Origin of the sequence: Acaryochloris thomasi RCC1774 (genome assembly GCF_003231495.1) — a bacterium.
In the GTDB taxonomy this organism is placed as follows: Bacteria; Cyanobacteriota; Cyanobacteriia; order Thermosynechococcales; family Thermosynechococcaceae; genus RCC1774.
The window spans coordinates 55,398-76,168 of record NZ_PQWO01000001.1 but is presented as its reverse complement, the minus strand read 5'-3'; the positions used below and the strand labels follow the sequence as shown (position 1 = coordinate 76,168).

At 50.3% G+C, this 20,771-nt stretch carries 30 protein-coding genes; 20 read left to right on the top strand and 10 right to left on the bottom strand.

Translation table 11 applies throughout. The features are described from left to right. Positions 1–8: 8 nt before the first annotated feature. Together C1752_RS00465 and C1752_RS00460 are read right to left on the bottom strand one after the other, a co-directional pair. A complete protein-coding gene (locus C1752_RS00465; protein WP_110984085.1) occupies positions 9–608 on the bottom strand; it encodes an ATP-dependent Clp protease proteolytic subunit in 600 nt (199 codons plus the stop codon). A gap of 33 nt (positions 609–641) precedes the next feature. Next, the gene (locus C1752_RS00460; protein ID WP_110984084.1) at positions 642–1,307 is read right to left on the bottom strand and encodes an ATP-dependent Clp protease proteolytic subunit; all 666 of its coding nucleotides are present in this window, start codon (positions 1,305–1,307) and stop codon (positions 642–644) included. A 203-nt stretch (positions 1,308–1,510) separates the two neighbouring features. Here C1752_RS00460 and C1752_RS00455 point away from each other — a divergent pair, with 203 nt between their 5' ends. After that, positions 1,511–2,098: a thioredoxin family protein gene (locus C1752_RS00455; RefSeq protein ID WP_110984083.1), complete on the top strand. Its 588-nt coding sequence runs from the start codon at positions 1,511–1,513 to the stop codon at positions 2,096–2,098. Here the strand turns inward: C1752_RS00455 and C1752_RS00450 are convergent. Then, positions 2,093–2,620, bottom strand: coding sequence for a hypothetical protein (locus tag C1752_RS00450; protein ID WP_110984082.1), 528 nt, complete (start codon positions 2,618–2,620; stop codon positions 2,093–2,095). The genes C1752_RS00455 and C1752_RS00450 overlap by 6 nt on opposite strands. A 99-nt stretch (positions 2,621–2,719) precedes the next feature. Between C1752_RS00450 and tnpA the strand changes: the two genes are divergently transcribed. After that, positions 2,720–3,154: an IS200/IS605 family transposase gene (tnpA, locus tag C1752_RS00445; protein ID WP_110984081.1), complete on the top strand. Its 435-nt coding sequence runs from the start codon at positions 2,720–2,722 to the stop codon at positions 3,152–3,154. A gap of 160 nt (positions 3,155–3,314) precedes the next feature. On the opposite strand, the gene trpD is transcribed toward tnpA, so the two are convergent. The 3 genes from trpD to C1752_RS00430 are packed head-to-tail and all read right to left on the bottom strand — an operon-like array spanning position 3,315 to position 5,343. Beyond that, positions 3,315–4,361, bottom strand: coding sequence for an anthranilate phosphoribosyltransferase (gene trpD / locus C1752_RS00440; RefSeq protein WP_110984531.1), 1,047 nt, complete (start codon positions 4,359–4,361; stop codon positions 3,315–3,317). An 8-nt stretch (positions 4,362–4,369) separates the two neighbouring features. Beyond that, entirely contained in the window at positions 4,370–4,885 is a 516-nt protein-coding gene (locus C1752_RS00435; protein ID WP_110984080.1) for a GNAT family N-acetyltransferase, read from the bottom strand. Between the two features lie 2 nt (positions 4,886–4,887). Continuing rightward, a complete protein-coding gene (locus tag C1752_RS00430) occupies positions 4,888–5,343 on the bottom strand; it encodes an ABA4-like family protein (RefSeq protein ID WP_110984079.1) in 456 nt (151 codons plus the stop codon). A 121-nt stretch (positions 5,344–5,464) separates the two neighbouring features. Between C1752_RS00430 and C1752_RS00425 the strand changes: the two genes are divergently transcribed. Then, entirely contained in the window at positions 5,465–6,442 is a 978-nt protein-coding gene (locus tag C1752_RS00425) for a vitamin K epoxide reductase family protein (protein WP_110984078.1), read from the top strand. A gap of 316 nt (positions 6,443–6,758) precedes the next feature. Here C1752_RS00425 and C1752_RS00420 read toward each other — a convergent pair whose 3' ends face one another. The 4 genes from C1752_RS00420 to murA all read right to left on the bottom strand — a co-directional run bounded on the left by C1752_RS00420 (position 6,759) and on the right by murA (position 11,705). After that, positions 6,759–8,060, bottom strand: coding sequence for a glutamyl-tRNA reductase (locus C1752_RS00420; RefSeq protein WP_110984077.1), 1,302 nt, complete (start codon positions 8,058–8,060; stop codon positions 6,759–6,761). A 46-nt stretch (positions 8,061–8,106) separates the two neighbouring features. Next, positions 8,107–9,153 carry a class II fructose-bisphosphatase gene (gene glpX, locus C1752_RS00415; RefSeq protein WP_110984076.1) on the bottom strand — a complete coding sequence of 349 codons (1,047 nt, stop codon included), beginning with the start codon at positions 9,151–9,153 and terminating at the stop codon, positions 8,107–8,109. 228 nt (positions 9,154–9,381) lie between these two features. Next, positions 9,382–10,227 carry a M48 family metallopeptidase gene (locus C1752_RS00410; protein WP_110984075.1) on the bottom strand — a complete coding sequence of 282 codons (846 nt, stop codon included), beginning with the start codon at positions 10,225–10,227 and terminating at the stop codon, positions 9,382–9,384. 131 nt (positions 10,228–10,358) lie between these two features. Then, positions 10,359–11,705 (bottom strand): UDP-N-acetylglucosamine 1-carboxyvinyltransferase, encoded by a 1,347-nt coding sequence (gene murA / locus C1752_RS00405; RefSeq protein WP_110984074.1) that lies wholly within the window; start codon positions 11,703–11,705, stop codon positions 10,359–10,361. A 107-nt stretch (positions 11,706–11,812) separates the two neighbouring features. Between murA and C1752_RS00400 the strand changes: the two genes are divergently transcribed. The 17 genes from C1752_RS00400 (at position 11,813) to rplR (ending at position 20,767) form a co-directional block, all read left to right on the top strand. Continuing rightward, positions 11,813–12,715 carry an ABC transporter permease gene (locus C1752_RS00400; protein ID WP_110984073.1) on the top strand — a complete coding sequence of 301 codons (903 nt, stop codon included), beginning with the start codon at positions 11,813–11,815 and terminating at the stop codon, positions 12,713–12,715. Positions 12,716–13,093: 378 nt separating this feature from the next. Further along, positions 13,094–13,732, top strand: a complete 639-nt coding sequence (gene rplC / locus C1752_RS00395) for a 50S ribosomal protein L3 (protein WP_110984072.1) — start codon at positions 13,094–13,096, stop codon at positions 13,730–13,732. Between the two features lie 34 nt (positions 13,733–13,766). Further along, positions 13,767–14,399, top strand: coding sequence for a 50S ribosomal protein L4 (gene rplD, locus C1752_RS00390; protein WP_110984071.1), 633 nt, complete (start codon positions 13,767–13,769; stop codon positions 14,397–14,399). Further along, positions 14,392–14,694 (top strand): 50S ribosomal protein L23, encoded by a 303-nt coding sequence (locus C1752_RS00385; RefSeq protein WP_110984070.1) that lies wholly within the window; start codon positions 14,392–14,394, stop codon positions 14,692–14,694. The genes rplD and C1752_RS00385 overlap by 8 nt, the downstream gene beginning before the upstream one ends. A gap of 62 nt (positions 14,695–14,756) precedes the next feature. Further along, positions 14,757–15,620 carry a 50S ribosomal protein L2 gene (rplB, locus tag C1752_RS00380; RefSeq protein ID WP_110984069.1) on the top strand — a complete coding sequence of 288 codons (864 nt, stop codon included), beginning with the start codon at positions 14,757–14,759 and terminating at the stop codon, positions 15,618–15,620. 54 nt (positions 15,621–15,674) lie between these two features. After that, positions 15,675–15,953 carry a 30S ribosomal protein S19 gene (gene rpsS / locus C1752_RS00375; RefSeq protein ID WP_110984068.1) on the top strand — a complete coding sequence of 93 codons (279 nt, stop codon included), beginning with the start codon at positions 15,675–15,677 and terminating at the stop codon, positions 15,951–15,953. Between the two features lie 11 nt (positions 15,954–15,964). Further along, positions 15,965–16,333 carry a 50S ribosomal protein L22 gene (gene rplV, locus C1752_RS00370; RefSeq protein WP_110984067.1) on the top strand — a complete coding sequence of 123 codons (369 nt, stop codon included), beginning with the start codon at positions 15,965–15,967 and terminating at the stop codon, positions 16,331–16,333. A 48-nt stretch (positions 16,334–16,381) separates the two neighbouring features. Further along, positions 16,382–17,122 carry a 30S ribosomal protein S3 gene (gene rpsC / locus C1752_RS00365; protein WP_110984530.1) on the top strand — a complete coding sequence of 247 codons (741 nt, stop codon included), beginning with the start codon at positions 16,382–16,384 and terminating at the stop codon, positions 17,120–17,122. 58 nt (positions 17,123–17,180) lie between these two features. Then, positions 17,181–17,600, top strand: a complete 420-nt coding sequence (gene rplP, locus C1752_RS00360; protein ID WP_110984066.1) for a 50S ribosomal protein L16 — start codon at positions 17,181–17,183, stop codon at positions 17,598–17,600. 3 nt (positions 17,601–17,603) lie between these two features. Then, entirely contained in the window at positions 17,604–17,801 is a 198-nt protein-coding gene (rpmC, locus tag C1752_RS00355; RefSeq protein ID WP_110984065.1) for a 50S ribosomal protein L29, read from the top strand. A gap of 35 nt (positions 17,802–17,836) precedes the next feature. Continuing rightward, positions 17,837–18,082, top strand: a complete 246-nt coding sequence (rpsQ, locus tag C1752_RS00350) for a 30S ribosomal protein S17 (protein WP_110984064.1) — start codon at positions 17,837–17,839, stop codon at positions 18,080–18,082. Between the two features lie 9 nt (positions 18,083–18,091). Next, positions 18,092–18,460: a 50S ribosomal protein L14 gene (rplN, locus tag C1752_RS00345; protein WP_110984063.1), complete on the top strand. Its 369-nt coding sequence runs from the start codon at positions 18,092–18,094 to the stop codon at positions 18,458–18,460. Then, positions 18,460–18,804: a 50S ribosomal protein L24 gene (rplX, locus tag C1752_RS00340; protein WP_110984062.1), complete on the top strand. Its 345-nt coding sequence runs from the start codon at positions 18,460–18,462 to the stop codon at positions 18,802–18,804. The genes rplN and rplX overlap by 1 nt, the downstream gene beginning before the upstream one ends. A 55-nt stretch (positions 18,805–18,859) precedes the next feature. Beyond that, entirely contained in the window at positions 18,860–19,405 is a 546-nt protein-coding gene (gene rplE, locus C1752_RS00335) for a 50S ribosomal protein L5 (protein ID WP_110984061.1), read from the top strand. Between the two features lie 24 nt (positions 19,406–19,429). Continuing rightward, complete coding sequence (gene rpsH, locus C1752_RS00330; protein WP_110984060.1) at positions 19,430–19,831, top strand: 30S ribosomal protein S8; 402 nt, start codon at positions 19,430–19,432, stop codon at positions 19,829–19,831. Between the two features lie 36 nt (positions 19,832–19,867). Next, complete coding sequence (gene rplF, locus C1752_RS00325; RefSeq protein WP_110984059.1) at positions 19,868–20,407, top strand: 50S ribosomal protein L6; 540 nt, start codon at positions 19,868–19,870, stop codon at positions 20,405–20,407. Further along, on the top strand, positions 20,408–20,767 hold the full coding sequence (gene rplR, locus C1752_RS00320) for a 50S ribosomal protein L18 (RefSeq protein ID WP_110984058.1): 360 nt from the start codon (positions 20,408–20,410) through the stop codon (positions 20,765–20,767). It abuts the gene before it with no gap. Positions 20,768–20,771 lie beyond the last annotated feature (4 nt).

The window sequence follows — 20,771 nt, the reverse complement described above, 5'->3', positions numbered from 1 at the left end:
GCCGGTTCTTACTCTGGTTTGCCGCCTTCGATGACTCTGTCAATCAGCCCATATGCCTGCGCTTCCTGCGCGGACATAAAGTAATCACGGTCCATATCTTTCTCAATCTTGTCCAGAGACTGCCCTGTGCGGTCAGCATAGATTTGATTGAGCTGCTTCCGCACTCGCACAATCTCTTTTGCTTCAATCTGAATATCTGTGGCCTGTCCGCGCGCGCCGCCTGAGGGTTGGTGAATCATGATCCGCGAGTTGGGCAGTGCTAGACGCTTACCCGGCGTACCGGCCGCTAGTAAGAAAGACCCCATTGAAGCGGCTAAACCGACACAAATCGTCGTCACGTCAGCTTTGATGTGCTGCATCGTGTCATAGATCGCCAGCCCCGCTGTCACCGAACCACCGGGCGAGTTGATGTAGAGATAGATCGGCTTGCTGGGATCATCAGAGTCTAGATACAGCAAGAAGGCGACAATCTGGTTCGCTAAACTATCTGTGACCTCTTGACCCAGGAAAATAATGCGTTCCTGACTGAGGCGCGTGTAGATGTCAATCCACCGTTCATAGGGGCTGCCGGGTAGGCGGTATGGAACACTTGGAACACCAATAGGCATAGGACGAAACTCGCAAACGGGTAGATAAAGAACTTAAACAGTAGGGGCTAGAGCTTTCGGCAGATCCTTTGAAGACTCTAAGATCCGATCGATGATGCCGTACTCTTTCGCCGCTTCTGGCGTTAGGTAAAACATGCGGTCCATATCTTTCGAAATCTTGTCGGCATCCTGCCCGGTTGCTTGGGAAAAAATATTCAGCATGGTTGTCTTATTATCCAGAACTTCCTTTGCTCGAATCTGGATATCTGTTGCCTGTCCCTGTGCCCCTGTTTTAGATTGGGTTAACACAATGGTGGCGTGGGGTAAGCTGGCGCGACTGCCCTTAGCACCCGCCGCCAAAATCATTGCGGCAGTTCCTAACGCCTGACCAATACAGATTGTATGTACCGGTGGCTTGATGTAGGACATCGTGTCGCAGATGGCAAAGGCTTCCGTCTCGAAACCAATGGCATCTCCGCCATACCAAGAGGTTCCTGTGGAATTGATGTAGAAGTAGATGGGTTTATCGGGATCATCAAACTGCAGATAGAGCAGTTGGGCAATGATCAGCTGGGTCACATCAATGCCAACCTGCTGCTTTACTTCATCCGACGAAAACAGCGGCATGCCAAGATAGACGATCCGCTCTTTCAAGAGCAGAGACTGTAGATCGGGAGGGGGAGAGCGAAAATATGCATCTCCAGTGTAGGGGGCTTGCATTGGCTAAATGAGTCACTCCGTTGCATGGGACCGCTGATCAAACCAGCGCCTTAACACTGTAGCAATTTTCTGTCTTGTGGTTGTAGGCGAGGATGTTCGTCGGTCGCGGTCGTCAATATGCCTCTGTGTACGACAACTGCATTGACTGCCTTGAGCTTTCACCGTCACAATAAAAATGTTGCCAGGTTTAAGGACGCTTCACTATGGTTTTAACCGCCTCAACGATGCTGCAGTTGGGGACTGCTGCCCCTCGTTTTCAGCTCCCTGACGTTGTTAGCGGTCAACTGATCTCGCTGGAGACATTTCGCGATCGCAAAGCTCTCTTAGTCATGTTTATCTGCCAACACTGCCCCTTCGTCAAGCATGTTCAGAATGAACTGGCGCAACTCAGTCAAGATTACAGCGAGAACGGTCTGGGGATTGTTGCCATTAGCGCTAACGATGTGGCCAACTATCCTAATGACTCTCCTGAGAATCTCAAGAAGATGGCAGAAGACCTCAGCTTTGATTTTCCGGTTTGCTACGATGCCACGCAAGCTGTTGCCCAGCGCTACACGGCGGCCTGTACTCCTGACTTTTTTCTCTTCGACGGCGATCGCGTCCTGGTTTATCGCGGCCAGCTAGATGACAGCCGCCCGAGCAGTGGTGTTCCGGTTACGGGACAAGACCTACGAGCTGCACTGAATGCCGTGCTGTCCAATCAGCCCGTTGACAGCAATCAGAAGCCTAGCATTGGCTGCAATATCAAATGGAAGCCCGGAAATGAACCCGCTTACTTCGGCGCATCATAGCGTCAACTGCTCTTTCGCTATAGCTTTCCACTTTCCTGAAAGTTTGCGGAATCCATAGAAACATCTCACTTTCTCTCTCGGTTTTGTCGGACTGCCTGGAGACCAGAGTGTGTGAACTGCAGCCTGATGATGATGGCCAGTACGTGTCGGAAAGGCTGCTCGTAAAAGCAATCGTCGTTTGCCGATAAATTTCTTAGCACATTGCCAAGCTTGATTGTCTTTACTCCAGTGCAAAAGTACAGACCAGTCGAACTCAGGAAGCCCAAGCCTGGAGTCTCTGCCGCCGTCATAGCCAGAAGGCCAAGCAAATCCTCCGGCTTTCGTCCAGCGAGTTTGATGTGGGCGTAACCAATGAGAACACGCCCCGATCTGAGCGTACACGGTGGTTTTAGGAGAACTCGCACGTAGTTCGGTCTCTACGTCGCTTAATAAAGTATCAATCGCAAGAGTCCAAAAATCATGATCGTCTGTTGGCCCCAGATGGACAAGAATACGCTGCTGCTCCTCTGACTCTTGCTTCATTGTCCTAACCACGCTAGTCCGAAACTACGCACTTTCAGTGCGAGACTTTAGTTGCTACACATCTCTAATGCAGTATGGGTATGCAGCATAGAGAGAGCTATGGTTGAGAATCGTCGAGGCAATCATACTGTTACTCGCCTGACAGTTCATGTCGTGTGGGTGACAAAGTACCGCTACCACGTTCTTAAAGGAGAAGTGCAAAAGCGTTGTCGTACTTTGCTCATCCAGATATGTGATTCAGAAGACATCAGGATTTTGAAGGGCGTCGTCAGTAAAGACCATGTGCATATGCTTCTTGAGTATCCCCCCTCGAAATCGCTCAGTGACATAGTTAAGCGTCTCAAAGGTCGAACGTCTCGGTTGCTTCAGCAGGAATATCCAGAGCTTGAGAAGCGCTATTGGGGTAAGCACTTATGGGCAATTGGTTATGGAGCATGGAGTACAGGGAATATCAGTGAGCAGATGGTTGCCGAGTATCTAGAGCATCATCGTCCAGTGTCAAATAATGATGTCGATACATTTATGTTGGAATGAATGAGGACTTTAGTCCTGAGAGAAATCGGACTTTCAGTCCTTATCCAACCTCTGTACTGAAAGTACAGAGTAGTTGAGTTGGCTCGGTTCTTAATATCGATAGGTGGACTCAAGTTGAGATCGCATCGATCCCACCTATCAATTACAGTTTTCTAAAGCTCTACTCTCGCTTGAGAAAGTCAACTAAAGCCTCTAATTTGTCCCAAGCAGCCCCACTGCTCAGCACCGACTGAGCCTGGGAAACGCCAGCTTCGTAGGTCTCAACGGCATTGCCCACAAACAAAGCTAGGGCTGAGTTGAGCGCCACAACATCGGTTTGAGCCGGTGTTCCTTTCCCTTGCAAAACCGCCCGAAGAATCTCGGCATTTTCCTCAACACCGCCTCCCTTGAGCGCCGCTAATGGTGCTGCAGACAGTCCTAGTGCCTGTGGGTCAATGCTTTCTAGGGTGACCTGCCCGTCTTTGAGGACCGCTAAGTCTGTTAAGTCACCTAACCCCGCTTCATCTAGCTGCTCCCGTCCGTGCAGTACAACAGCTCGCTCAACTTCTAAATGATTCAAAGCCGTTGCCATTGTCTCTAGCAGTGATGGAGCAAAGACCCCAATGACCTGTCCTGTAGGCCGCAGCGGATTAACTAGGGGACCCAGTAAATTGAAAATGGTTCTGATTTTCAATGTTTTCCGTAGGGGGACAACGGCTTTCATTGCCGGGTGCCAGCCGGGTGCAAACAGAAACGTGATTCCGATTTCGCGCACCGCAGACTGGCAGCGTTCAGGAGCCACATTCAACTGAATGCCCAGGGACTCTAGAACATCAGCAGATCCGACCCGACTGGAAGCAGAACGGTTGCCGTGCTTGGCAACGGGCAAACCCGCTGCCGCTGCAACAAAAGCCACAGCAGTAGAAATGTTGAAAGTGGATGCGCCATCGCCGCCAGTTCCGCAGGTGTCAATCAGCGGTGACGGAAAAGCCGAGGCCGGGGCGAGGGCAACGGACTGATTGAGAAGAACGGTTGCCATACCTGAAAGCTCTGAAGCTGACACCCCTTTTGCCTGAATTGCGGCCAGAATTGCTCCAGAAAGAACAGGAGGGATTTCTTCTCGTAGCCAGCCTTGCATGAGATCTGCGGCCTGCTGCTGAGAAAGCGATTGCCCCGCAAGCAACTGCTGTAGCAAGACTGACCCGTTCTGAGACTCTGCATTTGTCATAGCATTCATCAATTTACGATAGGTGAAGATGGAGAATGGGCCAGTGCTTGAAGCTCATGGCCGACAACACGGCAGATTCGCCAATCAGGGAGAACCGTAGCCCCTAGACGCTGATAGACCGAGATCGCGTTTTCATTCCAGTCCAAAACGCTCCACTCTAAGCGTCCACAGTTGCGCTCTACTGCTAGGTTTGCCACTTGCTGAAGTAAAGCCTTACCAATGCCCTGTCGTCGATAGTCTGAGTGGACAAATAAATCCTCTAGATAAAGACCGGGCTGTGTCAAAAAAGTTGAGTAGTTGGTGAAAAACAACGCAAAGCCGACAATGTGTTGATCGATGCTGGCAACCAAAGCTTCTGCGTAGGTGGGCTGACCAAATAGATGACGTTCTAAGGTCTCTGAGCTGCCGGTGACCATCTGCTCAAGCTTTTCGTAGCGGGCCAGCTCTTGGATCAGTTCAAAAATATCAGGGACATCTTTAGGCTGAGCTGGACGAATAACAAAATCTGAAGATAAAGGAGGCATATTTAAGAAGCCGACGAAACTTCAGGAACTTCTGAGCGCGGGAAAAAACGCTCCTGTATTGCCGCCGTCACGATATGGGATAACAATCCCAAGGGACCAGCGAACAAGCACAGTATCAGAGAGTGAATTGTCCAGACCCCCAGTCGCTGACCTTCCCAGTAAATCCAGCGGCCTACGAACAGATCCATTACTAAGAAGTGGACCCAACCCGTCGCAGCGGCACTGGGTTCTGCAAAAAATCCGGCGATCGCGGGCAAATCAGGATTGGACATGGCCTGGGCTGCTTCTGGCGTCAGCGACAGCGCCAATAGGCCCACATAGAGCAGTGCCAGAGCAATAAAAGGCAGAAGGGAACTGAGAATTTGCTTGGTCAAGGTCCAATTCGGTAGCAAAATCATCAGTGCCCAGAAGGGAAGGACGAAAACATTGGCAATGTTAAACCACTGTTCGATAGTCATGACTGGGCAGCTCCCTCAAGTCGTTGCTGTTTCCATTGTTAACTGAGAGGGGGACAAGTTTAAGTCTCCGCTCTATGATCTAAGATAGATTCGATTTGACATTCCAAGCTGGGAAGTATCTATGAGCCGTCGCCGTTCTAAATCCTCCTCTGTGCTGCACCGCTGGTCTCGGCCCGCGATAGGTGCGATCGCAACTCTAGGGGCCATCAATACTGCCTACATTACGGCGACTCGCCTGCTTGGTTCTGAAACCGCCTGTCCCACTGAGGGCTGTGCAAAAGTTTTATCCAGTCCCTACGCCACGGTCTTCGGTCAGCCCTTGGCGTTGTTTGGTTTGATTGCCTATATTGTCATGGCCGTTTTTGCTTTGGGGCCATTAGCCATCAATCCCACCGAGAAAAAGCAGCTCCGCATTGACCTAGAAAATAAGACCTGGCTGCTGTTATTTCTTGGCTCCACAGCCATGATGTTGTTCAGTTTCTATCTGATGTACATCATGGTGACCAAGTTTGTTGTCCCTCTTGGCCCAGAGGCCGTCTGCATCTACTGCATCGCCTCCGCTTTTTTTGCCACCGCCATGTTTGTGCTGACTCTCATGGGGCGCGCCTGGGACGACATAGGCCAGCTCCTCTTCTCGGGCGTGATCGTTGGCCTGATTACGATCATTGCTACTTTGGCCGTCTATGCCCCCATCGGCCAGCCCGTGGCAGAGGCTTACAACATTGAATCAGGAACAGGTGAAGTCTTTTTCAGCGTTGAGAAAGAGTCCAGTGAGGCTGAAATTGAGCTAGCGAAGCATCTTAAATCAGTGGGAGCCAATATGTACGGGGCGTATTGGTGTCCTCACTGTTACGATCAAAAGAAGCTTTTCGGGGTCGCGGCCTTGAGTGAGATGCCCTACGTTGAATGCTCTCCAGACGGCAAAGATTCCCAGCCTCAGGTTTGCCAAGACTTATTCACCAAAATTGAAAAAGAAACGGGAGAAAAAGCAGGTTTCCCGACCTGGGACGTCAACGGCAAGTATTTGTTTGGTAGTCAATCTTTAGAAGAGCTAGCACAAGCCTCAGGGTATCAAGGGCCTCAGGACTTCAAGCAGTAGACCTCTTGCATGAATCCGCGAATACTTCTGCGTCTGCTCTCCTTTCCCAGAGTTGACGCCGCTCTAGAATACATACTCAACGCAAATCGCTGACGGCCCACTAAATCCCTCATGCTAGGGGACTTGAAATCGCGTTCTTCTTACAGACTCCGTGCAGTGAAGCCTCAGCTTAGAACGGGTATAGTTGAGATTGAATTCTCAGCTCAATACCCTGGGTTTTTACTTCATAATAATCCGCTATAAAAAAGCCCCTAAGCTAAGTCCTCTATCAATGGAGAACTTAGCTTAGGGGCAATAAAATAGTAAATCGTGATGACTAGGTATTACGTTTAACAGCTTGCCCAGATGTTTGTTGAAGATTGAACAGCATATGGAGTGATTGCATCGCTTTGCGTCGGACCTCAATGTCTTGCTGAGCGCGAAGCTGCACCATAGGATCATGCAGAATCTTGTTCACGATTCCGCGGGTCAGTGCTTCAATCACCTCTTGATGTTTTTCTGCAAACTCCGAACCTAAACGAGAAAGTGCTTTCTCTAGTTCCTGTTCACGAATGTCCTCTACCTTAGCTCTTAGACTGCTAATAGTAGGAACCGTTTCTAAAGAACGCCACCACGTATCAAAGGCAAACTGTTCTTCTTCTAGTAGCGTTTCGGCTTCAATCGCCATCTGACGACGGCTCTCTTGATTCTGTGCCACTACGGCTTTCAAATCATCAACGTTAAACGCACGAACCTGCGAAAGCTCACTCACGTCAGAATGAACATTTCGAGGCACTGAAATATCAACGATCATCAAAGATTCTAGAGTCGCCACAATTGGCTCTAGTATCTGTCGCGTTAACAGCGGTTGAGTTGCCCCGGTACTAGTAAATACGAGATCAGACTGGGCTAGAACAGGCTCCATATTGCCCATCTCGTGAAGCTGCAGGTTGGCATCCTTAAACTGTGCCGAAAGCTCCTCTGCTCGCTTGAGTGAGCGATTGACAATCGAAATCTGATGTGCGCCTTTACTGATCAAATGTTTCACCAACAGGCGAGACATCTTACCGGCTCCGATGATCGCAACTCGACACTCCTTCAGATTGTCAGCCTTCACCTGAGCCAGCTCAACCGCAGCAGAGCTAATAGAAACGGCTCCGGTGCCAATACTTGTTTCAGTGCGAACCCGCTTGCCTGCAGAGATTGCCTGCTTGAAGAGACGGTTGAGAATAGGTCCCGTGCCGCTATATTTCTGCCCCAATTTATGGGTGTGCTTCACCTGGGATAAGATTTGTCCTTCACCCAGGACGAGGCTATCGAGCCCAGCAGCTACTCGCATTAAATGCATAACTGCATCTTGATGAAGTAGAACAAATAAATGAGGACGCAGTTCTGCGAGAGGGAGCTTGCTCCACTCAGACAGAAACTGCGTTAGTTCCCGAATCCCCTGATCGGTCTCATGGGCGACAACATAAACTTCTAAGCGATTGCAGGTGCTGAGCAGAGCGACCTCCTCAATGTGTGGGTAGCTCCGCAACTGTGCGATCGCACGTTCCTTTGCATCATCAGGGACACTGAGTTTCTCTCGCACATCGACAGGGGCTGTCTTGTGGCTCAGACCCACAACTGCAATATTCATGTTCTCTCCCTAGGGTAGTCGCGTTCAAATAAACAGAACTCTTTGCTTAGTGAAGCTGGAGTGCTTTCGGGCGACTGGGCTTCTCAAACATATGGATCGTATCCACGAATCTAACGGTCTTTGATTGAGTAGAGATAACCAGGGATTGGGTCCGTGCACCACCCCCGAAGAAGCGAACGCCTTTCATCAGCGTGCCGGGTGTAATGCCGCAGGCCGCGAACAGGACGGTTTCGCCGGAAGCCAGTTCACTTGCCTCATAAACCCGATCGGGATCTGTAATTCCCATGCTCTTGAGGCGCGCAAGATTGCTTTCCTTGCTTTCCCCGATGAGTCCAGTCTTGACGACTTCAGGGTCGTAAACGAGCTGTCCCTGGAAGTGACCGCCCAATGCACGCATGGCCGCAGCAGAAATGACACCTTCAGGGGCTGCACCAATGCCCATTAAAGCGTGAATATTGGTGCCAGAGAAAGCACAGGATAGCGCCGCAGAAACGTCACCGTCACTGATTAAGGCAACTCGTGCGCCTGCTTCTCGAATCTCTTTAATCAGGTCGTTGTGACGCTCTCGCTTCATAACGACAACCACTAGCTCATCAATGGAGCGATCGAGGCACTCTGACAAGATTTTTAGGTTCTCAGTTGCGGACTTATTAATGTCCACTTTGCCTTTGGCGGCAGGCGGTGCAGCTAACTTCTTCATGTAGAAGTCAGGGGCTGCGAACAGGCCACCTTTCTCTGAGATTGCCAGCACAGCCATGGAGCCATTTTGGCCATAGGCCACTAAATTGGTCCCTTCACAGGGATCAACCGCAATATCAATTTCTACTAACTCATCAGGATTACAAACTTCCGCTGCGTTTTCCTGAGTACAGATTCCTAACTCTTCACCGATGTAGAGCATGGGAGCATCATCTCGCTCTCCTTCTCCGATCACAATGCGACCTCGCATGTGGATCTCATTCATGCGTTCTCGCATGGCCTCTACGGCAACTTCATCTGCAGTATCTTTTTCGCCTTTGCCCATCCACCGAGCTGATGCGATTGCTGCTTTCTCAACAACCTCAATAATTTCTAATCCAATAACATTATCCACGCAGAGATCCCTCCAGATTGCCCTGATTGCGTCTTTTTGATTGCGTTTTTAAACTGCAGTACTTTAAGACTGTTTTCTTTTTTACGTATCAACCATCAATCGTATCAGACCGCCGAACCAGACTTGCGGGGAATTGCAAGATAGCGTTTGAGGATCAAGGTGATCCGCTGAGCCTGATATTAAGGGTCTCGAAGATGTTCTGGGGGCAGACAGACCTTGGCGTTGCAGTTACCAGTTCCGCCATCCGATTTCTGTCTTCTGAGTACTCAGCAAATCTTGATAGGTTGCGCCATTGGCCCATCGATCGATTTCACGGGCTCTTAAGACGGGAAGCGGATGCGTTAATTCTGCGGTTCGTACCGATTTCAGTAAGGTGCTTAACTCATGATCCATTTGGTCATACGCTCTGGCCTGCGCTAGAAACGCTTCCACGTTGAGCTGTGGTGAAAGGGTGGGTGAACCACCGGCTAACTTCATGAGTACGGAGGCCATTGTTGTGGCATCTTGGGTCACTAAAAGTCCGGCGCGATCGCAAGTGAATTCGGCACATCTGACCCAAGCTAGCAGCTGCATCTGCAGGCTCTGGGCCAATACTGCCCCCCACTGAGAGAGCTGACCTACCGCTAGCATCATCAAATTTGCTGCTGTTAGATATACTCCATGCTCACATTTGAGATGGCCGAGCTCATGGGCAATCACAGCCTGAATCTCTGCTGGTTCTAGTAGCTCAATAAGCGATGTATGGAGGACAATAAAGGGCTGTTTACCTCGCATTGCAAAGGTGTAAGCGTTAGGGACTGGATTTTGCTTGATATAGAGCTGTGGTACCTCTAAATCTAAAACTTGACAAGCTTCCTGCAGGAGCTGGAATAAATCAGGAAGCTGCTGCTCTCCCACCAGTACACTCGATGAAATGTTGTCTAGATAAAAGACCTGCTCTGCCATCCCTCCTAACAGACTTCGGATAGCCCAATCCATTCCTGGTAGTTGACTGAGGGCTGCGGTCGCTTCTTGGTCAACGGGATGACGAAACTGACTAGCTTTGAGACCCAGGAGCGAGACTTTCGGAGACATGAGTGCCTAACCTAACCTACCGTACACATCTGTTGATATTGTGCCACGGGTCTTTAAAACAAGCTGCGGGGGGCCGGTGTTGGCCTCCCGCAGTCATGGAGTATTGGCTTGCTGTTTCAGACGCGCTAGGACTAGACTTTTGCGACCGGATCGATGCGTTCAATTTTGGCCCCTAAGCTTCTGAGCTTGGCTTCAATGTTGTCGTATCCCCGATCAAGATGATGGAGACCCTGGACCGTTGTTTGCCCATGAGCGGCTAATCCAGCCACGACCATTGCGGCAGAGGCGCGCAAATCGGTTCCTGTCACGGGAGCGCCAGACAGCTGTGGAACGCCCTGAATCATGGCATTGTTGCCTTTGATTTTTATGTCGGCCCCCATGCGTTTCAGCTCTGGTACATGGCCAAGTCGATTTTCATAAACTGTTTCAGTGACAACGCTGCTGCCCTCGCAGAGACTTAGCAATGCCACAAATAAAGCCTGCATATCGGTCGGGAAACCGGGATAGGGCAAGGTCTCAATATCAACCCCTCTCAGCACATCTCCTGGGACAATGCGCAATGCGTCAGGTTTGTCAGAGATAAGCTGACAGCCGATGGCTTTTAACTTTGCGATCGCAGCTGTCAAATGTCCTGGCACTAGAGCCTCTACCGTAATTTCGGAGCGTGTGATCGCCCCCGCCGTTAGAAAGGTCGCGGCCTCGATTCGATCCGGCACAATTTGGTAATCCGTTCCGTGAAGTCTCGGTACTCCCGAGATCACGATTGTATTGGTTCCTGCTCCCTGAATTTGAGCACCCATTGACCGACAGAAATTAGCCAAGTCAACAACTTCTGGTTCTTGAGCTGCATTCTCTAGAACAGTTTCTCCCTCCGCTAGCGTGGCGGCCATCATCAGGGTTTCCGTGGCCCCAACACTGGGGTAGTCCATATAGATCCGAGCGCCTTTGAGTTTTTTCGCGTAGGCATGCACTGTGCCGTGCTCAATATAGACTTCAGCCCCCATCTGCTTGAGTCCATCTACATGAATCTCCACGGGGCGTGCGCCGATCGCACAGCCACCCGGCAGGGGAACTCTTGCTTCCCCCATGCGGGCCAGCAGAGGACCGATGGCGAAAAAGCTAGCTCGCAATTGACTCACAAGTTCGTAGGGAGCACTCGTTTTGGTAATGTGTCGGGGATCGATTTCTAGGACATGCTTCCCTTGGGTAATACCGACGCCAAGAGCGGTTAAAATCTCACCCATGCGCGCGATATCAGCCAAGGCCGGAACATTGCTTAACCGGCAAGGCTCAGACGCTAGCAGCGCCCCTGTCATTAAGACCAGTGCCGAATTTTTAGCGCCACTGACCTGAACGTGCCCCTCCAGAGGGCGGCCGCCCCAGATCTGAAGCATGGGCTGTTCATCTTTTGCTTTGGCCGCAGATTCACTCTGCGCCTCAGCGGACTGATTCGATGAATCCTGTGACAAAGTAGACATATTATTATGTTTCAATTGGGCCACCACACCGGTTTTGGTCTGGATTATAGACTAAAACCCTTTTTTTGTAATCTGTATTCTTACCTAAGTTTCTCTTATGGTACCTTATGACCGCTGCTAAGAAGCCTTGGCTAAAAGCGGAGAGCTTTTTGCAGAATCCGAGCCTTTCTGTGCAATTTATGGCTCTAGGGTTGGTGATCACGCTGGTTTTTGCCCTTGTCGCCATATTGTCTCCCACGTTTCAAGATTGGGGCTGGCTTCAAGACCCCACTATCTTTCGCAATGGGGACGCCTACAATGTCCCTCACGCTTCCCCCTCTGCTCAGCATTGGTTTGGAACAGATCGCGAAGGGCATGATGTCTTTGCCCGAACTGTCTTTGGCTCGCGCGCTGCCTTTGATGTTGTCTTAAAAGCAACGCTTTTGAGTTTGTCGGTCGGTGTGTTCTTAGGGTTGCTCAGCGGCTATTTGGGCGGCAGGCTTGATCTCGCTCTTCTGTTTTTGATGGATACAATGAGCACGCTGCCAAATCTGTTGTTGGCGGTGACATTTGCCTTCGCTGTCGGTCGAGGGACTCTCAATGCTGCCCTAGCATTAAGCATTGCCTATATCCCCAAGTATTACCGGGTCGTGCGCAATCATACGGTGAGCATCAAGGCGGAATTGTTTGTGGAGGCGGCTCAGTCTTTGGGGGCGTCCCCTTGGCGCATTCTCTCTCGTTACCTAGCCTTGAATGTCATGCAAAGCGTTCCCGTGTTGTTTACTTTGAATGCGGCTGATGCTATCGGCACTTTAGCTGGGCTTGGTTTTTTGGGGTTGGGACTACCGAAAGAGACCGCTGAGTGGGGGCATGATCTGAGCTTGGCCCTCACAGGGCTCTCGACCGGTATCTGGTGGACAACGTTTTTCCCGGGGTTCGCAATGACGCTGATGATTGTGGGACTCTCATTGATTGGAGAAGGACTCAATGAGTACATAAATCCTTTGCTGCGTCGAGAGAACTGGAAGTAACCTCATTTTCTTTGCTCGTGCCATTCTCATTTGATGCCTCAACCCATGTATAGGAGGGATTATAGAGCTTTGTCAGGGGAGTTGCGATCGCAAATAATATTTTTTACTAGACACAGTCTCAAAACTCACTTATGATAGTTAGCTGTTGCCGAGATAGGGATACTGAATTAGCTTGCTAGTTCAAGTCCTGGCATGAATGAGGCCAATCTTTAGCCCTATTCGAAACTTGATTCCTTTTCCACGCTTGGAGAGCTGAAAGTCTCTAGGTATGGTTTGCCATTCTGGCATTCAAGTCTGCAAATCGAGCACAGTAGCTGATAGGTGCAACGCTTCCGAGCTTGTATTGTCGGTGTTATGACGTAATGGGAGACGATTGCCGTGTCCGTTGGAATCCTAGGGACAAAGCTGGGTATGACCCAGATTTTTGATGAAGAAGGCCGATCTATTCCGGTCACTGTCGTACAGGCGGGCCCCTGTGCGGTCACTCAAATTAAGACAAAGGAAACTGACGGCTATACAGCGGTCCAGGTTGCTTATGGCGAAACTCGAGAGAAGCTCTTGACAAAGCCAGAACTTGGACACTTGAAGAAGTCTGGCGCTACGCCCATGCGTCACCTGCGGGAGTATCGCATGGCAGACGTTAGCGGTTTTGAATTAGGGCAGGGGCTGGCCGCTGATTTGTTTAGTAAAGATCAGCTTGTCGACGTGACAGGGACTTCTATCGGTCGCGGTTTTGCGGGTTATCAGAAGCGTCATAACTTTAGGCGAGGGCCAATGAGCCACGGTTCTAAGAACCATCGTCAACCCGGATCGACGGGGGCGGGTACCACGCCTGGTCGTATCTATCCAGGCAAGAAAATGGCGGGACGCATGGGCGGTATAACGGTAACGGTTCGTAAGCTAACGGTGGCTCAGGTTGATGCTGAACGTAATGTTCTGTTAATCAAGGGTGCCGTGCCTGGGAAGGCGGGTTCTCTCCTGAACATTCGGCCTGCCACAATTGTCGGTCAGTCCTAGATCTGTTCGTTGAGATTATCTTGAGAGAATCGTTATGGTTAGTTGTGTTGTTCACAATTGGGAAGGCAAAGAGTCAGGTGAGGCTACGGTTGACCTAAGAATTGCTCGCGAAGAAAATGCAGCCCACATTGTTCATCGGGCAATGCGGCGACAGATGTCTAACGCCCGCCAAGGGACAGTGGCAAGTAAGACGCGTGCAGAGGTGCGCGGGGGTGGCCGCAAGCCTTGGAAGCAGAAGGGGACAGGACGTGCGCGAGCGGGCTCGAACCGTTCTCCGCTCTGGCGTGGTGGCGGCGTCATTTTTGGCCCCAGTCCTCGTGATTATTCGGTCAAGATGAATCGCAAAGAGCGACGCCTTGCTTTGACAACGGCTTTCAGTAGTCGTTCAGATGACATGGTTGTTGTTGAGAACTTTGTTGATAAGCTCCCTCGTCCAAAGACAAAGGAATTAGCCGCGGCTCTGGCCCGATGGGGTATTGAGGAAGGCTCTAAAGTCTTGTTGATTGTGGCCGATAAGCAGGAGAACGTCTATCTGTCGGCGCGTAACAACGCCAGTATCAAGCTGGTTCTTGCTGCGAATCTTAATGTTTACGATTTGCTCGCCTCCGACCGGATTGTGGCGACTGAAGATGCGATCGCAAAAATCCAGGAGGTTTACAGTGACTAAATTCACGCCATCGGCCTTAGCCGACATCGTCCGCCGCCCCATCGTTACGGAAAAAGCGACATTACTGCTTGAAAATAACCAGTACACATTTGAAGTTGATCCTAGAGCTAATAAGCCACAAATCAGAGAAGCCATTGAGTCTCTTTTCGAGGTCAAAGTTGTAGGGATTAGCACCCACAAGCCGCCATTGAAGAAAAAGCGGATGGGACGTTTCATTGGCCATAAGCCTCAGTATAAAAAAGCAATTGTGACCCTAGCTGAAGGCGACACGATTACTCTATTCCCCGAGGTCTAGGTCACCTTTCTCTCTCGTTTTTAGAACTAGCCTTATTTGCAATCGACTAAGAGTTTACTGTTATGGGCATTCGATCATACCGACCCTATACCGCTGGATCCCGGCAAAAGACATCCTCTGACTTTGCCGAGATTACGCGTGATCGCCCGGAGAAATCCCTTGTTGGTGCAAAGCACCGTCATCAGGGCCGAAACAATCGAGGCGTAATCACTAGTCGGCGGCGAGGCGGTGGTCATAAACGCCGCTACAGGATTATCGATCTCTACCGCAACAAGTACGGGATTTCTGGGAAGGTTGCGACCGTTGAGTACGATCCTAACCGTAATGCACGTATTGCCCTGATTAATTATCAGGACGGAGAAAAGCGATATATCCTTCACCCTCGGGGACTCAACGTAGGGGATGAAGTTGTGTCCGGCCCAGAATCCCCCATTGAGATTGGAAATGCATTGCCGTTAGCCAATATCCCCCTTGGTACAGAGGTACACAATGTTGAATTGGTGGCTGGTAAGGGAGGGCAAGTTGTCCGCTCTGCAGGCGCACTTGCTCAGGTCGTGGCTAAAGAGGGCGACATGGTTACCCTGAAGCTGCCCTCAACCGAGGTGCGAATGTTCCGTAAAGAGTGTTACGCCACTGTTGGCCAAGTCGGCAACGTTGAAGCCAACAACATTACCCTTGGTAAAGCAGGACGAAACCGATGGAAAAGCCGTCGGCCAAAGGTGAGAGGTTCTGTTATGAACCCTTGCGATCACCCCCATGGTGGCGGAGAGGGTAGAGCGCCTATTGGTCGTGCAGGCCCTGTCACGCCTTGGGGTAAACCTACCTTGGGCTACAAAACCCGCAAGAAAAATAAGGGGAGCAATGCCCTGATTGTACGCCGCCGTCGTCGTACTTCTAAGCGGAGTCGAGGCGGTCGAGCGTCATAAGCACTTTCTTCTAGTTTTTATTGAGTTAATAGCCACTGACAAGGTTTCACGATTATGCCCCGCTCTCTCAAAAAAGGTCCCTTCGTTGCGGATCACCTAATGCGAAAGATTGAAGTCTTAAACGCTAAGGGTGATAAGCAAGTGATCAAAACGTGGTCCCGAGCCTCTACAATTTTGCCCCAGATGATTGGTCATACGATTGGGGTTCACAATGGCCGGCAGCATGTGCCTGTATATGTGACAGAGCAGATGGTGGGCCACAAGCTGGGAGAATTTGCGCCGACTCGCACATTCCGCAGCCACTCGAAAAGCGATAAAAAGGCTCGGATGTAAGGAGCACAACAATGTCAAATCAACTGAAAGATATTAACGGCGCTTACGCCACGGCTAAATACATCCGCATGTCTCCCCGAAAGGTGCGCCGTGTCTTGGATCAGATTCGAGGCCAGAGTTATCGTGATGCCTTGATCTTGCTGGAGTTCATGCCCTACCGAGCCTGTGACCCGATTCTCAAAGCTCTACGGTCTGCTGTTGCTAACGCTGAGCATAACAAAGGGATTGATCCGGCGGGCCTTGTGGTTAGCCATGCCTATGCCGATCAAGGACCAAGCTTGAAGCGATTTCGCCCCCGAGCACAGGGGAGAGCTTACCAAATTCGGAAGCCAACCTGTCATATTACCGTTGCCGTCAGCAGCTCTGAGTCAGAGGATTAATCGTTCACGTTTGACTATGCTGACTTGTTTTTTGTAGAGGATATCCTTGTGGGACAAAAGATTCATCCAACTGGCTTTCGTTTAGGAATCACGAAGGATCATAATTCACGTTGGTTTGCCGATACGAGTCGGTATCCAGAACTACTTCAGGAAGACTATAAAGTTCGGCAGTATGTGAACAAGCAGCTCAGCAACGCCGGAATTGCCGGTGTGCGAATTGAGCGTAAGGCCGATCAAATTGATCTCGAAGTGCGGACCGCACGACCCGGCGTCGTTGTCGGCAGAGGTGGCAGCGGGATTGAGGCTCTAAGAGTAGGGCTGCAAAAGGAACTGGGGAGCGATCGCCCGATTCGCATTAACGTTGTTGAAATTGCTAGAGTCGATGCTGAAGCAGCCTTGATTGCTGAATCCATCGCTCAGCAGCTCGAGCGACGTGTTTCTTTCCGGCGAGTTGTGCGTCAAGCTATTCAGCGCGCTCAAAGAGCCGGTGTTGAAGGTATCAAAATTCAGGTTGGTGGTCGTCTCAACGGCGCAGAAATCGCCCGTAGTGAGTGGACCCGTGAAGGTCGAGTTCCTTTACATACCTTGAGAGCAGATATTGATTATTCCTACCGATTTGCCAGTACGACTTACGGCATTTTGGGAATTAAGGTTTGGGTCTTTAAAGGTGAGGTTATTCCAGGCTCAGATCTTGAGCCGACTCAGACTCGTGAAGGTCCTCCTCGCCGTCGCCAGCAGCAGCAGCGTCGCCGCCAGCAGTTTGAGGACCGGTCTGATTCAGATTCTTAGATCAATCTTTAGCTCTAAGCCTTTATTCTTTAAAATTTCTATTGACGGAATCTAGATCATGTTAAGCCCAAGAAAAACTAAATTTCGGAAGCAGCACCGGGGGCGGATGCGTGGAAAAGCTACGCGAGGTAATACTCTCAGTTTCGGAGAATTTGGCCTCCAAGCAACCGAACCCTCTTGGATCACTTCCCGACAAATTGAGGCTGGCCGGCGGGCTATGACTCGCTATGTTCGACGGGGCGGCAAGATCTGGATTCGCATTTTCCCTGATAAGCCTGTTACCATGCGTCCTGCTGAAACCCGGATGGGTTCAGGTAAGGGAGCTCCTGAGTATTGGGTCGCTGTAGTTAAGCCGGGTCGGATTATGTACGAGATTGCCGGTGTTCCTGAGTCCGTCGCACGAGAAGCGATGCGTTTGGCCTCATTCAAAATGCCGATTAAGACTAAATTTATTGTTCGTGAGTCGCAGGAGTCTTAGCGCATGGCCTCTTCTAAAATGAGTGACCTCAGAAAGCTCTCAGAGGCTGAGGTAGAGACAAAAATTCAAGATCTTAAGCGCGAGCTATTCGATCTACGGTTCCAAAAGGCAACTCGTCAAACCGTTCAGCCTCATCAGGCGGGCCAAATTCGCCACCAAATCGCGCAGTTGATGACGCTGCAGCGCGAGCAGCAGGCATAAGCAGCAGGGAGCCAGTTTAAAAGGAGTAAGGTCACATGGCAGTTAAAGAGCGGATCGGCTTAGTCGTAAGCGACAAAATGGACAAAACAGTGGTGGTGGCAATTGAGAGCCGGTCACCTCATAAAAAATACGGCAAGATTATGGCCCGTACTCAGCGATACAAGGTTCACGATGCCGAAAATAGCTGTAGTATTGGCGATCGCGTTCGCATTCAAGAGACTCGTCCCATGAGCCGCACAAAGCGCTGGGTCGTGACCGATATTCTGACATCTGCCAAGTAGGGGCCGTCCATGATTCAGCAAGAAACTCGTCTAAATGTTGCCGATAATAGCGGCGCGAAACAACTTCTCTGTATCCGGGTGCTGGGAGGTGGTAACCGTCGCTACGGTGGTGTCGGTGATGTCATTATCGCTACCGTCAAAGACGCTGCGCCTAATATGCCTGTTAAGAAGTCGGATATTGTGCGAGCGGTTATTGTACGAACCCGAAAGTCGATTAGCCGAGAAAGCGGCATGAGCATTAAATTTGATGATAATGCTGCGGTCTTGATTAACCAGGATAATAATCCGCGCGGCACTCGTGTCTTTGGTCCCGTGGCTCGTGAACTGCGCGAAAAGAGCTTCACTAAGATCGTCTCACTTGCTCCGGAGGTTTTGTAATGACAAAAAATAAATCTGTCATTCGACATAAAATGCATGTCAAGAAGGGCGATACCGTGCAGGTCATTGCTGGTAAGGATAAGGCTAAGGTTGGTGAAGTCCTTCAGGTATACCCAAAGACGAGTCAGGTGATTGTTGAAGGGGTCAACATCAAGACTAAGCATATTAAGCCTCAGAGTGAAGGCGAATCGGGTCAAATTACGACCAATGAGTATCCCGTTCATAGCTCTAACGTCATGCTCTACTCTCAGAAGCAAAGTGTTGCTAGTCGAGTTTGCTATTCATTTACTGATGATGGTCGCAAGGTGCGAATGTTGAAAAAGACGGGAGAAATCATTGATTAATAGCGTAGTGATCAACCCTGACCAAGCCCAGGGATTGTAAGGACCATAACCGACTATGACTGTCAGACTTAAACAAATCTATACCGACACTGCAGTTCCCAAATTGCAGGAGCAGTTCAGCTACAAAAATATCCACCAAGTTCCTAGCCTCTCTAAAATTACGGTCAACCGGGGTTTGGGTGAAGCCGCCCAGAACGCTAAGGCGATGGAAAACTCTCTGAGCGAAATTGCTGTTATTACGGGGCAGCGACCTGTTGTCACTCGTGCTAAGAAGGCGATCGCAGGTTTCAAGATTCGTGAGGGTATGCCCGTAGGTGTCATGGTTACGCTTAGAGGTGAGCGCATGTACGCTTTCCTGGACCGTTTGATTAGTCTGGCTCTGCCTCGCATTCGAGATTTTCGGGGCTTAAGTCCTAGAAGTTTTGATGGCCGGGGAAACTACACTTTGGGACTGCGTGAGCAGCTCATTTTTCCAGAGGTTGAGTATGACAGCATCGATCAGATTCGGGGCATGGACGTCTCTATTAGCACCACTGCCAATACAGACGAAGAAGGTCGAGCACTATTGAAAGTTTTAGGGATGCCTTTCCGGGATAACTAGGGAACGGTCTATTAAGGAGTACTTATGGCAGCGAATGACACGATCGGCGATATGCTAACCCGGATTCGAAACGCGAATCTAGCTCGGCATCAAGCCACTGAGGTGATGTCCACCAAGATGACTCGCAATATTGCTGCGGTCTTAAAGGAGGAGGGTTTTATCTCCGCCTTTGAAGACTCAGGAGAGGGTGTCGAGCAACGGCTTGTGATTCAGCTCAAGTATAAGGGCAAACAGCGTCAGCCCATTATCAATACTTTGCAGCGCATTAGTAAGCCTGGATTGCGAGTTTACTCGAATCGTAGAGAGTTGCCCAGGGTCCTAGGTGGTATTGGTATTGCTATTATCTCAACCTCCAGCGGCATCATGACTGATCGAGACGCCCGCCGTCAGGGCGTCGGCGGTGAAGTTCTCTGCTACGTTTGGTAGTCTTCCCTAGCATTTTTTGATTACGGAGTTGGCAACATGTCTCGCATTGGTAAACGCCCGGTGGAAATCCCCGATAAGGTCACGGTGACTTTAGATGGACAATCTGTGGCGGTCAAAGGTCCGAAAGGAGAGCTTTCTAGAACGCTGCCTCCTGAAGTGTTGCTTGAGCAGCAGGATAAGGCCATCGTCGTGTCTCGTCGAGATGAGTCGCGTAATGCTCGTCAGCGTCATGGACTCTGTCGTACCCTAGTTGCCAATATGGTGGAAGGCGTCTCTAAAGGTTTCGAAAGGAAGCTGCAGATTATCGGAGTAGGCTATCGCGCCCAGGTCCAGGGCAAAAACTTGGTCCTGAACGTTGGCTACAGCAATCCAGTTACTATTGAACCACCGGAAGGCATTCAAGTCGCGGTAGATGGCAATACGAATGTGACTGTGAGTGGAATTAATAAAGAGATTGTGGGCAATACAGCGGCGCGAATTCGTGCTGTTCGCCCTCCTGAGCCTTACAAGGGTAAGGGAATTCGGTATGAGGGAGAATACGTACGCCGCAAGGTCGGCAAGGCAGGGAAGAAGTAAATGAAAACTCGTAAGCAGGCTACCCGTAGCCGTCATCGTCGAGTGCGTCGAAAAGTTAGCGGTACAGCTACTCAGCCTCGTCTCGCTGTTTTTCGCTCTAATCAGCACATTTATGCCCAGGTTATTGATGACGTGCAACAGCATACCTTGGCAGCAGCTTCATCTCTTGATGAAGCTGTGAAGAAAAAGGCTTCGTCTGGTGCTAATTGTGATGCATCCATGCAGGTGGGGCAGTTGGTTGCTGAACGGGCTTTAGAGAAGGGTATTAAGGCTGTTGTCTTTGATCGGGGCGGCAATCTTTTCCACGGTCGGGTTAAGGCATTAGCAGATGCCGCTCGTGAAGCAGGACTACAGTTTTAAAAGA